The sequence below is a fragment of the Photobacterium sp. SKA34 genome (genome assembly GCF_000153325.1).
GTDB lineage: Bacteria > Pseudomonadota > Gammaproteobacteria > Enterobacterales > Vibrionaceae > Photobacterium.
On record NZ_CH724142.1, the window covers coordinates 52,769 to 67,876 of the forward strand.

General features: G+C 39.8%; 8 protein-coding genes. 4 read left to right on the plus strand and 4 right to left on the minus strand.

What is annotated here, in order from left to right:
- Positions 1–38: 38 nt before the first annotated feature.
- Together SKA34_RS09215 and SKA34_RS09220 are read right to left on the minus strand one after the other, a co-directional pair.
- Positions 39–767 carry a hypothetical protein gene (locus SKA34_RS09215; RefSeq protein ID WP_006645248.1) on the minus strand — a complete coding sequence of 243 codons (729 nt, stop codon included), beginning with the start codon at positions 765–767 and terminating at the stop codon, positions 39–41.
- An 11-nt stretch (positions 768–778) separates the two neighbouring features.
- The gene (locus tag SKA34_RS09220; protein WP_006645249.1) at positions 779–1,042 is read right to left on the minus strand and encodes a hypothetical protein; all 264 of its coding nucleotides are present in this window, start codon (positions 1,040–1,042) and stop codon (positions 779–781) included.
- 336 nt (positions 1,043–1,378) lie between these two features.
- Between SKA34_RS09220 and SKA34_RS09225 the strand changes: the two genes are divergently transcribed.
- The gene (locus SKA34_RS09225) at positions 1,379–2,494 is read left to right on the plus strand and encodes an efflux RND transporter periplasmic adaptor subunit (RefSeq protein WP_006645250.1); all 1,116 of its coding nucleotides are present in this window, start codon (positions 1,379–1,381) and stop codon (positions 2,492–2,494) included.
- Entirely contained in the window at positions 2,494–5,571 is a 3,078-nt protein-coding gene (locus SKA34_RS09230; RefSeq protein WP_006645251.1) for an efflux RND transporter permease subunit, read from the plus strand. The genes SKA34_RS09225 and SKA34_RS09230 overlap by 1 nt, the downstream gene beginning before the upstream one ends.
- A gap of 75 nt (positions 5,572–5,646) precedes the next feature.
- Here SKA34_RS09230 and SKA34_RS09235 read toward each other — a convergent pair whose 3' ends face one another.
- Entirely contained in the window at positions 5,647–8,289 is a 2,643-nt protein-coding gene (locus SKA34_RS09235; RefSeq protein ID WP_006645252.1) for a molybdopterin-dependent oxidoreductase, read from the minus strand.
- A gap of 575 nt (positions 8,290–8,864) precedes the next feature.
- Here SKA34_RS09235 and torC point away from each other — a divergent pair.
- The gene (torC, locus tag SKA34_RS09240; protein ID WP_006645253.1) at positions 8,865–10,043 is read left to right on the plus strand and encodes a pentaheme c-type cytochrome TorC; all 1,179 of its coding nucleotides are present in this window, start codon (positions 8,865–8,867) and stop codon (positions 10,041–10,043) included.
- A gap of 311 nt (positions 10,044–10,354) precedes the next feature.
- Here the strand turns inward: torC and yccS are convergent, their stop codons facing one another.
- Entirely contained in the window at positions 10,355–12,538 is a 2,184-nt protein-coding gene (gene yccS / locus SKA34_RS09245) for a YccS family putative transporter (protein WP_006645254.1), read from the minus strand.
- Between the two features lie 470 nt (positions 12,539–13,008).
- On the opposite strand from yccS, the gene helD reads away from it, so the two are divergent.
- Positions 13,009–15,090 (plus strand): DNA helicase IV, encoded by a 2,082-nt coding sequence (helD, locus tag SKA34_RS09250; RefSeq protein WP_006645255.1) that lies wholly within the window; start codon positions 13,009–13,011, stop codon positions 15,088–15,090.
- Positions 15,091–15,108: the final 18 nt, after the last annotated feature.

A 15,108-nucleotide genomic window follows, 5' to 3' on the forward strand; every position in this document is an offset into this window, starting at 1 on the left:
ACGACCTTAAATTAAGGTCGTTTTTTGCATTAAAAGTATTATTCAGCAGCTTGTGCCGTATAGTTTCCAAATTGAACCAAGCCATAGTCTTTACAGAACGTACGGAATTGGTCTTCTTGCGTCCATGATGCGCTCATAGTTACGATAATACAGTCCTCAACGGTAGTATCGCCCATTTTAAATGATGTTTTATCTATAACTGTTAACTTTTGATAATCTGAATTATTAGTAATACTATTAATTTCTATATCAGGGTGATTGGTTGCAATAACTTTACTTGTATAGATATCGGCACGAGTCATATTCACGCCAATTCGTGCTAACGGATAAGCGGATGATGTAGTAAATTCATCTTGATAAGTTGTGGTAATAGGAGCTTCTCCGCCCCAATCACTTAAAATCGTACGTTTATGTGCTAATGGTGTTGTGGTGCGTTCTTCCCATTTTATTGACCAAACTAGTTTATCGTCAATGAAGCTTTCTTCTTTATATTCTCTTCCAGTTTCGTCATAGAAAAATTTATAAGTTGAAACGGTGCCGTCTTCATTTACAGGAGCTGAAAATGTAACAACACGATTTGGTGTGGCGTTAGCGTAATCATCAATGTTAATAAGATCGCTCTGATCTTGAATTAGGTTACCTTTGTCATCGATAACCGTTTTACCGTTAATTTTAATCTCGCCATGAACATCGAGTGAAGTAGCAGAAGCGGCAGTTGATAACCCTGTAAGTAGGGCAATTGCAGAAAGAGAAAAAAGTTTTTTCATTATCAATATCCTTATTTGATGATTAAGTTGCCTTTAATCGTTAAATCCTTGTTTAAAAAGTATATCTCACCATCGGGAAGATCTAGTGTTATGGTTTGATCTTCTTTTATCTCTCCATTTTCAGCTATGTATTCATCAAAGCTATCAACAGAAGTAAGTGTTTTATCTTTCTCGACTGAAGGCTCGGTTGTTGCCGAATCAGAACTTGAACCGTTACAACCTACAAGCAACAAAGTCGATAAGATGAGAGCGTATTTATCACGCTTACTAAACATGGCGTACCCTTATTAACTTAATGGTCTTGGTAAGATAAATGTTAAAGCGTGCAAGTAAATACTTGCCACTTACATATTGATAACTATGTCGTAACTTTTTATTTTCATTATTTGTAAATTCGACACATATAAAAAAACATACTGTAACTGATTGTTATTTTTTGCATTTACAAATGGAGTGCGGAATGTAAATAACTGTAAAGCTACATAGTCCTGACTTAACCTCACAAATATCCTTGTTAATATATATAATTCTTTATAGGTATGTTGAGAGGTGCTGGCAATTAATATAAGCGCCTTGCTTATATTGTTTAATTTCCAGGTAAGTAGATGATAATGAAACAAAAATGCATTTCTGTGATGGTTTTCGCCGTTGTAGCTTTTATGGTTGTTGGCTGTAAGCAAGAAAGCCAATCAGATTCTCATTCGCACAAGCACTCTTCTAAAGTCGTTCAAGTAGAAACCCAAACGGTGTCAGCTCGCACATTGACTCATCAAGTTACGGGTTATGGTGTGGTAAAAAGTCATAATTCGGTTGCATTGAAAACGTTAGAGACCAGCCAGATCACCGCAATTTACTTTGAGGCTGGGCAAACAGTAAAGAAAGGACAGGTTTTAGTGCAGTTTGATTCCAGCGAGGCTAAAGCTAAAGTTGCAAGAGATCAAGCTCAATTTGATGCAAAAAAGCAAACTTGGTTACGTCAAAAAGAACTGGTAAATAAAGGTGTAGTTGCGCGAAGTACTTATGATGACAGCGAGAGTGACTATAAACAGGCTTTAGCGCAGTTAGAGCAAGACAAATCAAAGCTCACAGAGTTGGCTGTTAAAGCACCATTTGACGGTGTTATTAGCCAAACCGACTTTCATGTCGGTGATGTTGTTACTGTTGGTAATACACTTGCAACCTTATATACCCCTGATCAACTAACTATTGAATATCAACTACCTGCTGCTCAAAAAGATGATTATAAATTAGAGCAACATGTTACCGTTTATTCAGAGCTTAAACCCAAAAAATATGTGGACGGTAATGTGAGTTACGTTTCTCCTAATATTTCAATGGGACTGGTGACTTTAAAGGCTCAACTACCTAATGCTAAGCAGTTTTCACCGGGCCAAAACGTGAAAATTGTCCAATATACCCGTGAACTACTTAAGCAAGTTACAATCCCTACGTCCTCATTAATCACTAATATTCAAGGGGCGCAGGTGTTTATTGTGGTTAACAATAAAGCCAGATTGCGTGATGTAAAAGTAGGGCAATACTATGATGGGTATGTGCAGATCTTATCGGGATTAACCGTGGGTGATCAATTAGTTATAAATGGTCAAAACTACTTACGCACAGATCAAAAAGTCGAAGTAATGCCTGCTCAGCAACCTGATCAAACGTCGAAAAAAGTTAAGCATCTACAACATATACCATTACAGTCACAGACGGCGGATAAATAATGAAATTAACGGATCTCTGTTTACGCCGTCCAGTGTTATGTACTGTATTGTGGTTGATCCCGGTATTTATTGGGTTGATCTTTTGTCAGAAACTACCTTGGCGCTATACCCCACAAATCAGTCAGTCAAAAATTCAAGTTACCGTCCATGATAGTGCATTAGCTGCACAAAATATGATGACTGAAGTTTTAATTCCTATTCAAAATGCCATTGCTGGTACTGAAGGGATCAGCCATTTATCAGCGACTGCAAAACAAGGACGAGGCAATATTATTATTGATGTGGCATCGACTATTGATGACAGTGAAATCGATACATTAGTGAGCGAAATCCATAATGATATTGGCAACATTGAAAATAAGTTACCCGATGATATTTCTCCGAAAGTGACTAAATCTGACGATCAGGGAATGCCAGCGATGCTGATTGGCTTAACGCCGGGGCCTCATCAAGTTGAGTATGAATTTCATCAATATGGTATTGATACGCTATTGCCAAAGTTAGAGCAGTTACCTGCTGCGGGGGCGGTAAGTGTTGCACCGAGCTCAAGCCAGTCAGTATTGATTACTTTAAATCCTGACAAGGTTTTTTATTATGGACTTACAATAAACAATGTTATTAACAAAGTTAATGACGTAAACAGTATTTCGGCAATTAGTGGTAAAACATCAGGGACGGAAAGTCAGTACCAGCTTATTTCTACTGGGGCAATCTCAAGCCTTGATGATATTAAAAACACTATTATTGCGACTTATCAACAGCAGCCTATTCGATTAAAACAAGTGGCTGATATCACGATTGGTACCCCAAATAGCCAACGAGAAGTAAAGCCGTTGGTGGACTTTTCGACCAAAAACTCAATGCTGTTTGTATTGAACCCCCAATATACAGCAACAGCAAACCCACTGGTTTTATCACAGCAAGTTCATGGTTTATTAGACTCTATGACCTTGCCGAGTGGCATGAAAGCCAAGGTGTTACTGGATAAATCGACTTTTATAATTACAGCACTAAATGATGTTTACCTTGCTATTGGTTTAGCGGTGATATTAGTTGCAGGTGTTATATGGTTGTTCCTTGGTAATTTGCGTATTGCACTTATTCCTATTGTAACCATTCCTGTCTGTTTATCGTGCTCGTTTATCATCCTGAAACTGGCAGGCTTTAGTATTAACTCCTTGACATTGCTCGCGATGTTATTAGCTGTGGGGCTGGTGGTTGATGATGCCATTGTTGTGGTGGAGAACGTACACAGGCAGTTGCGTTTTCATGAGTCGGTCTATAAAGCTACTGCTATTGCCTGTCGTCAAATTGGTTTTGCCATTATTGCTACAACGTTAACTTTGGCTGCCGTTTACATACCAGTTGGTTTGGTTGACGGTATTACAGGGCAGTTATTCCAACAGTTCGCATTTACCTTAGCAGGCACTGTGATTATATCGGGTGTAGTGGCATTAACACTATCACCGATGATGTGTAGTAAAATGATGAATCATAAGCCGCCTAGTCGTTTTGAAACGTGGATTAATGCTCAGTTAGATCGACTTGCCCAGGCTTACCACCATGTTTTGTCAGCCACTATTGATTGGCGTAAAACGACGTTACTAGTTATGGCAATTATTTTTGCTAGTAGTTATTGGCCTTTTACTCAAACACCATCACAAATGTTACCTACTGAAGATTCAGGACAAATATTCTTATTTCAGCCATTAGTCGGTAGCAGCGATGATGCTAGTCAACAAAAAATGATTGCTAATATGAATACGCAGTTAAAACATATCCCTGATATTGATCATGTTGCTATTCTGGCGAGCTCTGACTTTATTCGTGGTTTCGTGACGTTAAAACCATGGGAAGAGCGCTCATTATCAGCACAAAAAATCAGTGAGATGATTAATGCTCGGCTTAAAGATGGCGGTAACCGTGTTTATACGGGGGTTATTCCAGCGATAGAAACGGGTGGTGGACGCCGGGGTAATAGTGGCGGTATCGATCTTAATGTAAGTAGTAGTGTTGATGAGCAAAAGTTGGCTAAAGAGCTCACAGAAGTGACTTACAAAATCGAGCAATCACCACTATTTTCAAATGCGCGAAGCAATCTTAAATTCGATCGCAATCAATTTAAGATCAACATTAATCGAGTGTTAGCTTCACAATATGATGTGCCGCTGCGTAATATTCAGCAGATACTTAAACTGGCAATGAGTGGTAAGAGTTTCAGTAATGATATGAGCTACCAAGGAACGAATTACTCGCTTCACATGCAGCTAGAATCGTTATTTACCTTAACGCCAAGTTCATTAAAACAGTTGATGATCGCTAATAAAAAAGGACAACTTGTGCCGATGTCCGCGTTGATCAGTATTGAAAATGAAGTTGGCCCTCGTTCACTTGAGCAATATGATAGAGCGACCTCAGCCTCGCTTTCTATTCGATTGGCTGATGGTGTCAGCATGGGTGAGGGTATTGATGCCTTAAACGAGATGTTGCCAGATATTTTACCAACTAACGCAGACTACACCTATGTAGATGAAGCTAAACAGTATCTTGATGCTAATCAGCAAATGCTGTTTGTATTTATCGCAGCATTAGTCTTTATCTATATGGTACTTAGTGCGCAGTTTGAGAGTGTCGTTGACGCGTTAGTGGTTATGTTGTCACTGCCAATTACATTATCAGTGGCGCTATGGGCGTTGTACTTTAGTGATTTTACCTTAAATGTGTATTCACAAATAGGACTGGTGACCTTGATTGGTTTGATTTGTAAGCACGGTATATTAATCACCGAATTTGCGAATGAATTACAAGCAGAAGGGTTAGCACCGCGTAAAGCGATCCTTACAGCGACGAAAACACGTCTTCGTCCAATATTGATGACATCATTAACGATGATTTTAGGTTCATTACCACTGCTATGGGAAGCTGGACCAGGCGCTAATGCGATGGGCTCGCTGGGGATCATTATTATTGCTGGAATGGCACTAGGTATCGTTGATCCCTTGTTTGTTGTGCCTAGTGTATATTTGATGCTGCAAAGGCTAAAGCGTAAGAAGAAAGTAAAAGTTATCGAGTCTTAATCATCTAACTCATTCCTATAAATATAAAAATGCAGCCAATAGGCTGCGTTTTTATTTGATAGTTTAACTATTCAATTACTCAGTTTTTGCATTCTTTTTCAAGAAATCAAGAACAAGTTGACGGTCTTTATCATTTAGACCTGCACGTGGGAACATCGAGGTTGTAATACCTTTCCACTGCTTGTAAGTGAAGTCACTTGGGTGTGGTGCAGCGTGACATAATGTACAGCTACCGTAGAATAACTTCTCACCTGGTGATTGCCGTGGCCCTTGCTCTGCAGCAACTGCTTTTAGGCGCTTACCTAGTTGTAGTGCCCAGATATCCACTTGGAATTTAGACTTAACAATTTGTGGTGGCTCATACGCTTTGTTTGGTGTCAGTACATCAGTACATTTCTTGAAGTAAGCCAAACACGTATTTGCACTGGTTGCTTGCGCTAAACCACTGGTTGTTTTACTACTTGTCAGCATGTTGATAGAGCCTGAGTTACAACGGCCTTTTTCATCAAGCTGTAGCCATGCGCCTTCGTGAATGTAGATAACACCTGGCATTGCTTCATCAGTAATACGTGCGCCAGCAAGTAACGCACCGCGGTCATTGTGTACTTCAACGACATCGCCATCTTTAACACCACGTGCTGCTGCATCATCTTTGTTGATAAGTACGATTTGGCGACCATCAACAGACTCGTGGCTGTTTACATCAGCATTCGCCATTTGTGAGTGTAGGCGCATCCATGGGTGTGGACTTAGTACGTGAACTTGATCTTTCTTCGCGTTACCTAACCATTCAAATGGAGGCATCCATTGTGGCATTGCTGGACACTCATTTGCTTTAAACTTAGCAAGTGTTTCACTGTAAAGCTCGATCTTACCACTTGGTGTATGAAGTGGGTTCTTTTCAGGATCAGCATAGAAATCACCATGACGAACAAAGCTATTAGCATCATCAGGTGTTGATAGGTGCGTAATACCACTTTGCCAGAATGTTTTGAAATCATCTGTTGCATCAGAAGATTCGTAAGACGCTTTGATGTGTTGGTACATTGTCTTACCGTCAGTAAACTCTTTATGTACGTTAAGCATAAAAGCTAGACGAGAGAAGATTTCGTAATCATCTAGGCTTTCACCTACAGGCTCAACCACTTTACGCATCGCATAAATTTTATTGTTGCTGTAAGTACCGCCAGAAGTGATGTCATCACGCTCTAGTGTAGTCGTGGTTGGTAGCACGATATCTGAGTATTTTGCTGTTGCACACCACCAAGGGTCTTGACAGATGATAGTGTCAATATTCTTGTTCAGTGCATCAATTAACTCGTTAGTATCTTGCTGGTGCGATAGTAGGTTGTTACCTGCGTTATAGATTAATTTAGCTTTTGGTAACGAAAGGTTTGAACCATCACGGGTGAATGCTTTCCCTGGGTTATTCAACATGTCTGAAATCATAACAACTGGACATGTTTTAGTAATTGGGTTACGACCTTGAGATAGACCGATAGGCATACGCTTACCAGACGTTGGCATACCACCATTACCGTAGTGCCAGCTAAAGCCTGCACCTTCACCAGGCTTACCAATTTTACCTGCAATCGCTGCAAAGTTGATGATAGACCAGTGGATCATTTCACCGTGGTCAGCACGTTGTAGTGCCCAGCCCGCTGCAATTTGTGTACGCTTAGTTACACAAAGCTCTGCAATTTCAATGATTTTAGCAGCAGGGAGACCTGTAATTTCTTCAGCCCACTTAGGTGTTTTTTCAATACCGTCTTCTTTACCCATTAGGTAATCAAGGTACTTATCAAAACCAACCGTGTACTTATCTAGGTAAGCTTTATCGTTCTTACCTGTTTTACATAGATGGTAAGACATAGCAGTAAATAGCGCAGTATCCGTGTTAGGACGGATATTGATCATTTCACTGTCTAGAGCTTTATCTGTTTGGGTTTTCTGAGGGTTAATAGAGATAAACTTTATGCCTTTCTCTTTAAACGCTTCCCAGTGCTTTTGCATTGAGTGGTCTGCAACACGGAATTCAATACGGTTTGTTTTCCAAGGATCACAGCCAATGAATAGAACAGCTTCTGTATTTTCTTCTACAATCTTCCACGCGGTTTGTGGTGAGTACACTTCCATATCGCCAATAACGTGAGGAAGGATAACTTCAGATGCACCTGCTGAGTAGTCACCCGCACAGATACTTTGGCCACCAATAAGGTTAAAGAAACGACCTTGTAGTGTTTGAGGACGGTTTAAACCACTGTGAGACCAACCTCCGTAAGAAGAACTGAATACGGCTTCATTACCATGCTTTTCAATTGTACGAGCAATACAGAATGCAGTTAGTGCGATGGCAGTATCCCAATCAACACGAACAAACGGTTCTTTGCCTCGTAAATGCGGATTGTGATCGCCTAATGGATCTTCAAGTAGAGACTTACGTACCATAGGGTATTTAATACGAGTATCAGCGTAAGTACGGCTTAGTATACCTTTTGTTAACATTTCAGTAGGGAAGGGGTCAACGTCGTTCAGAGGTTGAACGCCAATTAACTTACCTTCTTTTACAACCGCTTTAAAAGGACCATAGTGAGATGCAGATGGAATAACTTGCGTGTCAGCCGCAAATACCTTGCCTGCAGGAAAAAGTGTGAGTCCGTTAGCAGCAATTGCGGTTGCTACTGAACCTTTTAAAAAGTTACGACGTGATAGGGTCATATTTATATTCCGAAGACAGTCCGAGCAATAAATAAATTAACGCAATATATACGCCTAATATTTATTCGGTTTTGATGCCTATATTTTTAATAATTCTTGATAGGCTACACGGAAATAAAAAATATATTATAGGGCCAAATGGGAAGTAAGTTTTCAAAAATAATCGTCCTAATTTAATATGTTTAATGGTCGATATAAATCCGATAATATTTAGCGTATTAATTAAAGATTAATTGAAAAGCATTATCAACAACAGTTTGACTCATATCAAACAAAAGTAATTATGATAAATTAAATTGGTTCAAAGTGCTGATTATAAATAAAAATTAACAAGGTGTTTAAGTTGGTGGTGATTGTGTAACAAGTGGTAAAAGTCTATTGACAGATAAAAACCATTTAGAGTTCTAAATAAATCAGTTGAATAAGTAAGCATTAAATTAAGGTAATAAAATATATTAATAATAAGTTTTTTTTTATTAATAACTTACATTGCCGTATTCATATTCGACTGATATTTTTGTACACAACATTTTCTTTTAACGTCATTTTGACGTTTAATTCATTTTGGACCATCAATGAAGAAGTTCTGGCACTTTCTTATAAAGCCAAGCAGTCGCTATTCCGTTTTAGCAATTGCAGTTGTTTGTGTATTAATTACACTTGCAGGCGTATTTACTTTCCACAAATCGATTGAATTCACTTCTACTAACGAGTTTTGTACTGCTTGTCACTCGATGAAGGAAAATTACAACGAATATAAAACAAGTATTCACTTTAAGAACGCTTACGGTGTTCGTGCACAGTGTCGTGATTGTCATATCCCTGAGAATAACCCAATTGATTTTATGAAAGCCAAAATGGGCGGTATTGGTGATATTTACAGTGAGTTCATTGGTAAAGATATCGATACGCCGAAGAAGTTCGAAGAAAATCGTCTACGCATGGCACAAAATGTATGGAAAATGATGAAGGACACCAACTCTGCGACGTGTAAGAGCTGTCACTCTTACTCTGCGATGGATCACGCTAAGCAATCACCTGCAGCTGCGGCTGCAATGACAGGTGCTGCAGCGAAAGATATGAACTGTATCGAGTGTCACAAAGGTATTGCTCACCAGTTGCCACATATCAACAATGACTTCCAAGCAACGTTTAAGCAGCTAAGCATCAATGCAGCGAAAGCACCTGAAGCGACAACACTTTATTCTCTAACATCTAAGCAGCTGTTTGTGAAAGATGCTGCTTCTGACGATGCACAAGGTCAATTGTACCCAGCATCAGAAGTGAAAGTCGTTGGTCAAAGTGGTGACATGCTAAAAGTCGAACTAACAGGTTGGGAAATCAAAGGTTCAACAACAGGTATGCTAGTTCAAGATATGGCGATGCAAATTCAAATCGCTTCGATTGATCCTGAACTACAGAAAACACAAAAAGTACTTAACACCCAAACCGCAACTGATGGTCAAGTTTGGCAGCAAGTACAAGTTGCAGCGTGGATGACACAACGTGACATGCTAGCAAGCATCAAGCCTATTTGGGGCTATGGTAAAGAAATCCTAGATGCAAGCTGTAACCAGTGTCACGCAACGCCAGATCCAAAACACCTAACTTCAAACGCATGGGTTGATGGCCTAAAAGCAATGCAACAGTACTACAAGCTTGATAAGAACGAAGAGCGTGTACTACTTAAATATCTACAAGCTCACGCTAAAGATGCAGCAGCAGAAACTGCGGTAGAGCAAGCAACTGAGTAAGATCATTTGCTAAAAATAGATAGCTTGCGGTAACGCAACACTGAAAGGGGAGCCGGTACATTCAGGTCCCTTTTTTGATATATTAATTACTTTCTCTGTTAACCATGTCTCTTGAGAAAATACACTTATTTATATTGCTGAGTCTTTTGTTTCCTCATCAACACGAAATTGAATTCCAGTGTCTAATAGAATTTCTTATGAAGCGAGTGTACAAATGTTAATGCTGGTTTGAGAGTAGAATAAATAATAAACATTAAAAAAGGACTGAATGTAGATATTCAGTCATTCTGTGTTTTTCACAATATGAAATATTACGCGGGCACTTCTTGTTTTTTCTCTTTAGGTGCGAGCTGCTCCGCCAGTTTGTGCATTTCAGGGAGCATACGGTGGATCAAGTGAAGTTGCTGTAACACCATTCTTACCGAGGTACAGTCTTCATCACGCCACTGCCCTAGTCGATGATCCAAATCGAGATCTAATGCTGGTGCCTTTTGATATGTTTTACCAGCCAGTTGAGCCGCTAAACATTCTAAGTGCGCGTGAATAATACGGTGCGCTTCAGACACTAACTGATGGGTTTTATCATCATCGAGCTGTGTTCGGTGTGCACCTAGTGCTGAGATATAACTGAGCAAGGCATGGTTTAAGGTTAAGAAGCGGAAGCTTTCATTAGCATCAATCTGGTAACGCTCAGGCTCTGCCAGCATATTACTGATCGCCGTATTTAAATGGGCATCGGTATTGTGGGCGTCACGACGGGCGATACGATAGCTTAAACTGTCTTTTTTACCGATTCGGTACTGCCCAATAATTTGTGCTAAGTAATCTTTATTAGCATTAATAGCACCTGACATAGCTTTATGTAATCGTTTAGACTCCCAGTCAGGTAAAATAAAGGTTACGGCTAAAACGGCTAATAAACAGCCCATTAAGGTGTCGCCTAAACGCGGAAGAATAACCGCGTACCCTTCACCTAATTGGTTAAAACAGAACAAGACGAGTAAGGTAATAAAGGCCGTTGCCCAGCCGTATTTAACCATTCTAAAAGCAAAGAAAAGCACACCAGCAATAACCATAAGTACGAGCTGACCTTCTTGCCCTGGGAATAAATAAAGCAGCGGGACGCCTGCTAGAATACCGGCTAAAGTGCCAATAACACGTTGTCGTAGTTTTTGGCGAGTCGCACTATAGTTAGGCTGACAGACAAAAAGGGTGGTCAGTAATATCCAATAACCACGTTCAAGATCGAGTGATTGAATACAGCCATAGCCCACAGTTAACGCTATTCCCATACGTATCGCGTGACGAAAAAGGATGGAGTCAGTATTGAACTGAGCGCTGATGCGTTTACCTAACTCTTTAAAGCCATGTGCTTCGTTATCTGATAACTGGATCTCGTCGTTGTCTTCGTTATAGGTTGCATCAGGGTTATTAATGTTCATTAACTGACGTTCAACCGTTGCGAGGTTGTTGAATAGGAAATCGAGTTGGATCAATAACATTTTCCATTCTGGTATATTTTGGCTATGAAGGTACTGTAATGAATCCTGCAGTTCATTTAAGGCTTTCATGCTCTTTCCATCGTGGGTGTACGATTTCCCCATTGCTAATGCATTTGAAATATCACGGCAAGCAACGGCTTGAGAACGTAATAAACGTTGGAAACGAAATAGCACATCACTACGGTTAAAGTTGGCAGCTAAATCTTGGTAACGATAATGTGAAGAACTGGCACGTTCGTGAATATCTTGTGCCATAAAATAAATCGTTAAGAATTTATCGCCTGTCGTGTTAGGTTGCCCGCGTCTTGCTCGATGTAACAGGGTGGCTTTTGCTGAATTTAGAGCGTTAACAACTCGTGCGTTTTGGCTTGCTGCTTCTAAACGAAGAGGTTGTGGCACTAAGTCGGCAACAGGTTCAAAGAGTTGGCTTTTATGATCTAAATAATCGGCAAACTCGCTAAACACATTAGCAAGGCTACGTTGTACGGGTTGGTTAGGCCAAAGGATGTGCCATGTTAATGATAAACAGCCATACCAAAATGCACCGCCAAGTAACAACATAGGTTGGGACCATAAATCGACACTATGGTCAGCACCTAGCATGGTGTAAACCGCCAGCAATAATGAAGCAAATGCAATACTTGCGTAGCGTGATCCCATTGCACCTAACATGATGAAACAAAATGTTGACGTGAACAGTCCTAGTGCAAAAAAGAGGGGATAAGGAAATAGGACTTCAATCGAAACAGATGCAATTAAAAAACAAAGTAAAGTGAGCGAAAGTGCTTTAATTCTACCGATAAAATTGTCATCAGTTTCAGCTAGCGCAGCAGCAATAACCCCCAGTACTAAGGGTGTTACTTCGTTATTTGTATTGTAATACCAGCAAGGTAGTACGACGCCAACTAACGCAATGAGAACACGAATCGAGTAGTTTATTCTATCGTTCACCCAGTAACGGCGAAAATTTAGATGTAACTTGTTAGTTTGCATATAGATATTAACAATCTTCTGATAAATAATTACAGAGAACGACTAGAATAACCTTGTCGTAAATTTGATCCAATGGAAGTTCTATAAATACTTAAATTATTGGGTTATCTAGCTTAGAAATCGGCTTAACGATAACAGAGTTTGGTTATAGATACTGCATCGACATCTCATGAAAGAACATTCGTTTGATAAAAGCGAGCAAGTTTTGTTCATTGGTTGAACTTTACTATTGAAGCAGAATCCAAAAATACATTTGTTTGTTCTGCTAGTGGAATTAATAAGCAAATAAGTCCTAGAACGCTATGGCATAACAGGAGTTATTGGTACTCTATAGCGATATAAACCCAAGAAATTTGGGTATATATCCGATCATAGGGTGATTGGACCTTTTCTATTTTAGCTGCACGTTTTTTTACGCGGCTATGTTCAATATTACGCCCATATAAGAATATGGAAAAGTTGGTGAGATAATGCAATTAAATGCCAGTTGGTTAGCACAATGGTTAGTGCAGGGTGATTATTACAGTATCGCTTTAGATGACAATTCATTGGTTTTAGATAGCCAAGTTGGCTCAGAAGTGATCTCGTTTGACGATTGGGATGGCTCAATTGAAATACATCGCGGTGTGTTATGGGGAGCGTTAGAGCTAACCTCTTCTGATCAGCAATATTGCTGGACTATTCATGGTTTGCCTTGGAGCGAATGTAAGCCGTTTGCCGCTTTTCTTATCCGCACTTATCAAGATTGGGCAAGAAATCGCGTTGATAAATTAGACGCTGTTTTACCTGAAATCTTACAGCGTATTGGCAAATTTTCATCACAGCCGGGCTATTTACGTGGCTCTGAGCATGAATCGTTACATACTTTTCTTCATCAATCGCTTGCTGATACAGATTTAACACCAGAGTTAGCGGCATCATTCCGTCCTCGTAGCTTTGAAAAAATTTCGCCTTGGCTAGAAGAACATCAAGATTGGGTTGAAGAACACAATAAGACTTGGATTAAACAGCAATCTGAAAAATGGGGCTCATGGTTTGATAGCTTTGAGCGTTCAGCATTAAATGACTCTCAACGAGAAGCTGCGTTAATCAACCAAGATCATAACCTAGTACTTGCCGGTGCAGGTACGGGTAAAACCAGTGTTTTGGTGGCTCGTGCAGGCTACTTAATTGCGAGTCAGCAGGCTGTACCTGAAGATATTTTGATGTTGGCCTTTGGCCGAAAAGCGGCAGAAGAAATGTCGGAGCGTATGGGTGAGAAAGTCAGCGATCGCGTTAAAGTGGCTACCTTCCATAGCTTAGGTTCGCAAATCATCGCAGAAGTTGAAAAAGAAAAGCCTAATGTAGCAGGTGTCGCTATTGATGCACGTGTTCGTTCAGCATGGATTGCTCGTATGTTGATTGAACAATGGAATAAATCATCGTCAGCGAGCAAATGGCAACGTCACCTTACGCAATGGCGAGTTCCGGGTTTTAGCAAAGAAAACACGATGGAACAACAGGCTGAAAATGAGCAATTGCAAGCTTGGGTTTGGCGCCATATTGAATTATTAGGTCAATCGATATTGTCGAAAGAAGCGCTAATAGAAGAAATTCAAAATAACAAGAACCCAGCGATGCGTCCGCGTATGAAGAGTGAGTTAGAGTTATTATGGCCTTGCTATCAAGCTTATCAGCAGTACTTAAAATTAAAGAAACAAATTGACTTTAACAGCATGATTGATGTGGCAACTCAATATGTTAAAGAAGGTAAGTTCTTGTCACCTTGGCGTTTTATTATGGTGGACGAATACCAAGATATTTCGCCACAACGTTTAGCGCTCATTGAAGCGTTATGCGGTCAGAAAATAGAAGCTAAGTCGACCCCAACCTTATTTGCCGTTGGTGATGATTGGCAGGCTATTTACCGTTTTGCGGGAGCTGATGTAAACTTAACGACTGACTTTGAAGGACGTTTTGGTTCATCTCATATCACTGAGCTATCAACGACGTATCGCTTTAATAGCATGATTGGCGAAGTGGCAAATTTGTTTATTCAACAAAACCCAAGCCAAATTAAAAAGCAGTTAACCAGCTTTACGAAACAAAGTAAGAAAGCGGTAACTTTGCTTGATAGTGATTTAATGCTGCAAGATTTAACCCGTTTAGCCAAACTTTATGATAATAAAGAAACGAGCGTGATGATCTTGGGTCGTAACAATAAGCAGAAACCAGCAAAGTTTGAAGACTGGAAAGCACAGTGGCCACAACTTAACTTGGTATACATGACATGCCACGCGAGTAAAGGGCGTGAAGCTGATTATGTATTTATTGTTGATGTTAACAAAGGTATTTTCCCGTCTCCAGATCGTGAAACAGGTTTAGCTGCTGTGATGCAACCACGTACTGAAAACTATACTGATGCTGAAGAACGCCGTTTGTTCTATGTTGCGTTAACACGTGCGCGTAAACATGTATGGGTATGTGCTGGCTCACATAATACATCTTCTTTTATCAATGAGTTAATCGAAGATAAATACCCTGTAAATAATAAGATTAAACGCATTAAGTAATGATGTGATTATTAAAAA

What these genes read in the sequence shown, in the direction of transcription:
- SKA34_RS09230 (WP_006645251.1), top strand. Translation starts at nt 2,494, where the DNA reads ATGAAATTAACGGATCTCTGTTTACGCCGTCCAGTGTTATGTACTGTA.
- helD (WP_006645255.1), top strand. Translation starts at nt 13,009, where the DNA reads ATGCAATTAAATGCCAGTTGGTTAGCACAATGGTTAGTGCAGGGTGAT.
- SKA34_RS09235 (WP_006645252.1), bottom strand. Translation starts at nt 8,289, where the DNA reads ATGACCCTATCACGTCGTAACTTTTTAAAAGGTTCAGTAGCAACCGCA.
- torC (WP_006645253.1), top strand. Translation starts at nt 8,865, where the DNA reads ATGAAGAAGTTCTGGCACTTTCTTATAAAGCCAAGCAGTCGCTATTCC.
- yccS (WP_006645254.1), bottom strand. Translation starts at nt 12,538, where the DNA reads ATGCAAACTAACAAGTTACATCTAAATTTTCGCCGTTACTGGGTGAAC.
- SKA34_RS09220 (WP_006645249.1), bottom strand. Translation starts at nt 1,042, where the DNA reads ATGTTTAGTAAGCGTGATAAATACGCTCTCATCTTATCGACTTTGTTG.
- SKA34_RS09215 (WP_006645248.1), bottom strand. Translation starts at nt 767, where the DNA reads ATGAAAAAACTTTTTTCTCTTTCTGCAATTGCCCTACTTACAGGGTTA.
- SKA34_RS09225 (WP_006645250.1), top strand. Translation starts at nt 1,379, where the DNA reads ATGAAACAAAAATGCATTTCTGTGATGGTTTTCGCCGTTGTAGCTTTT.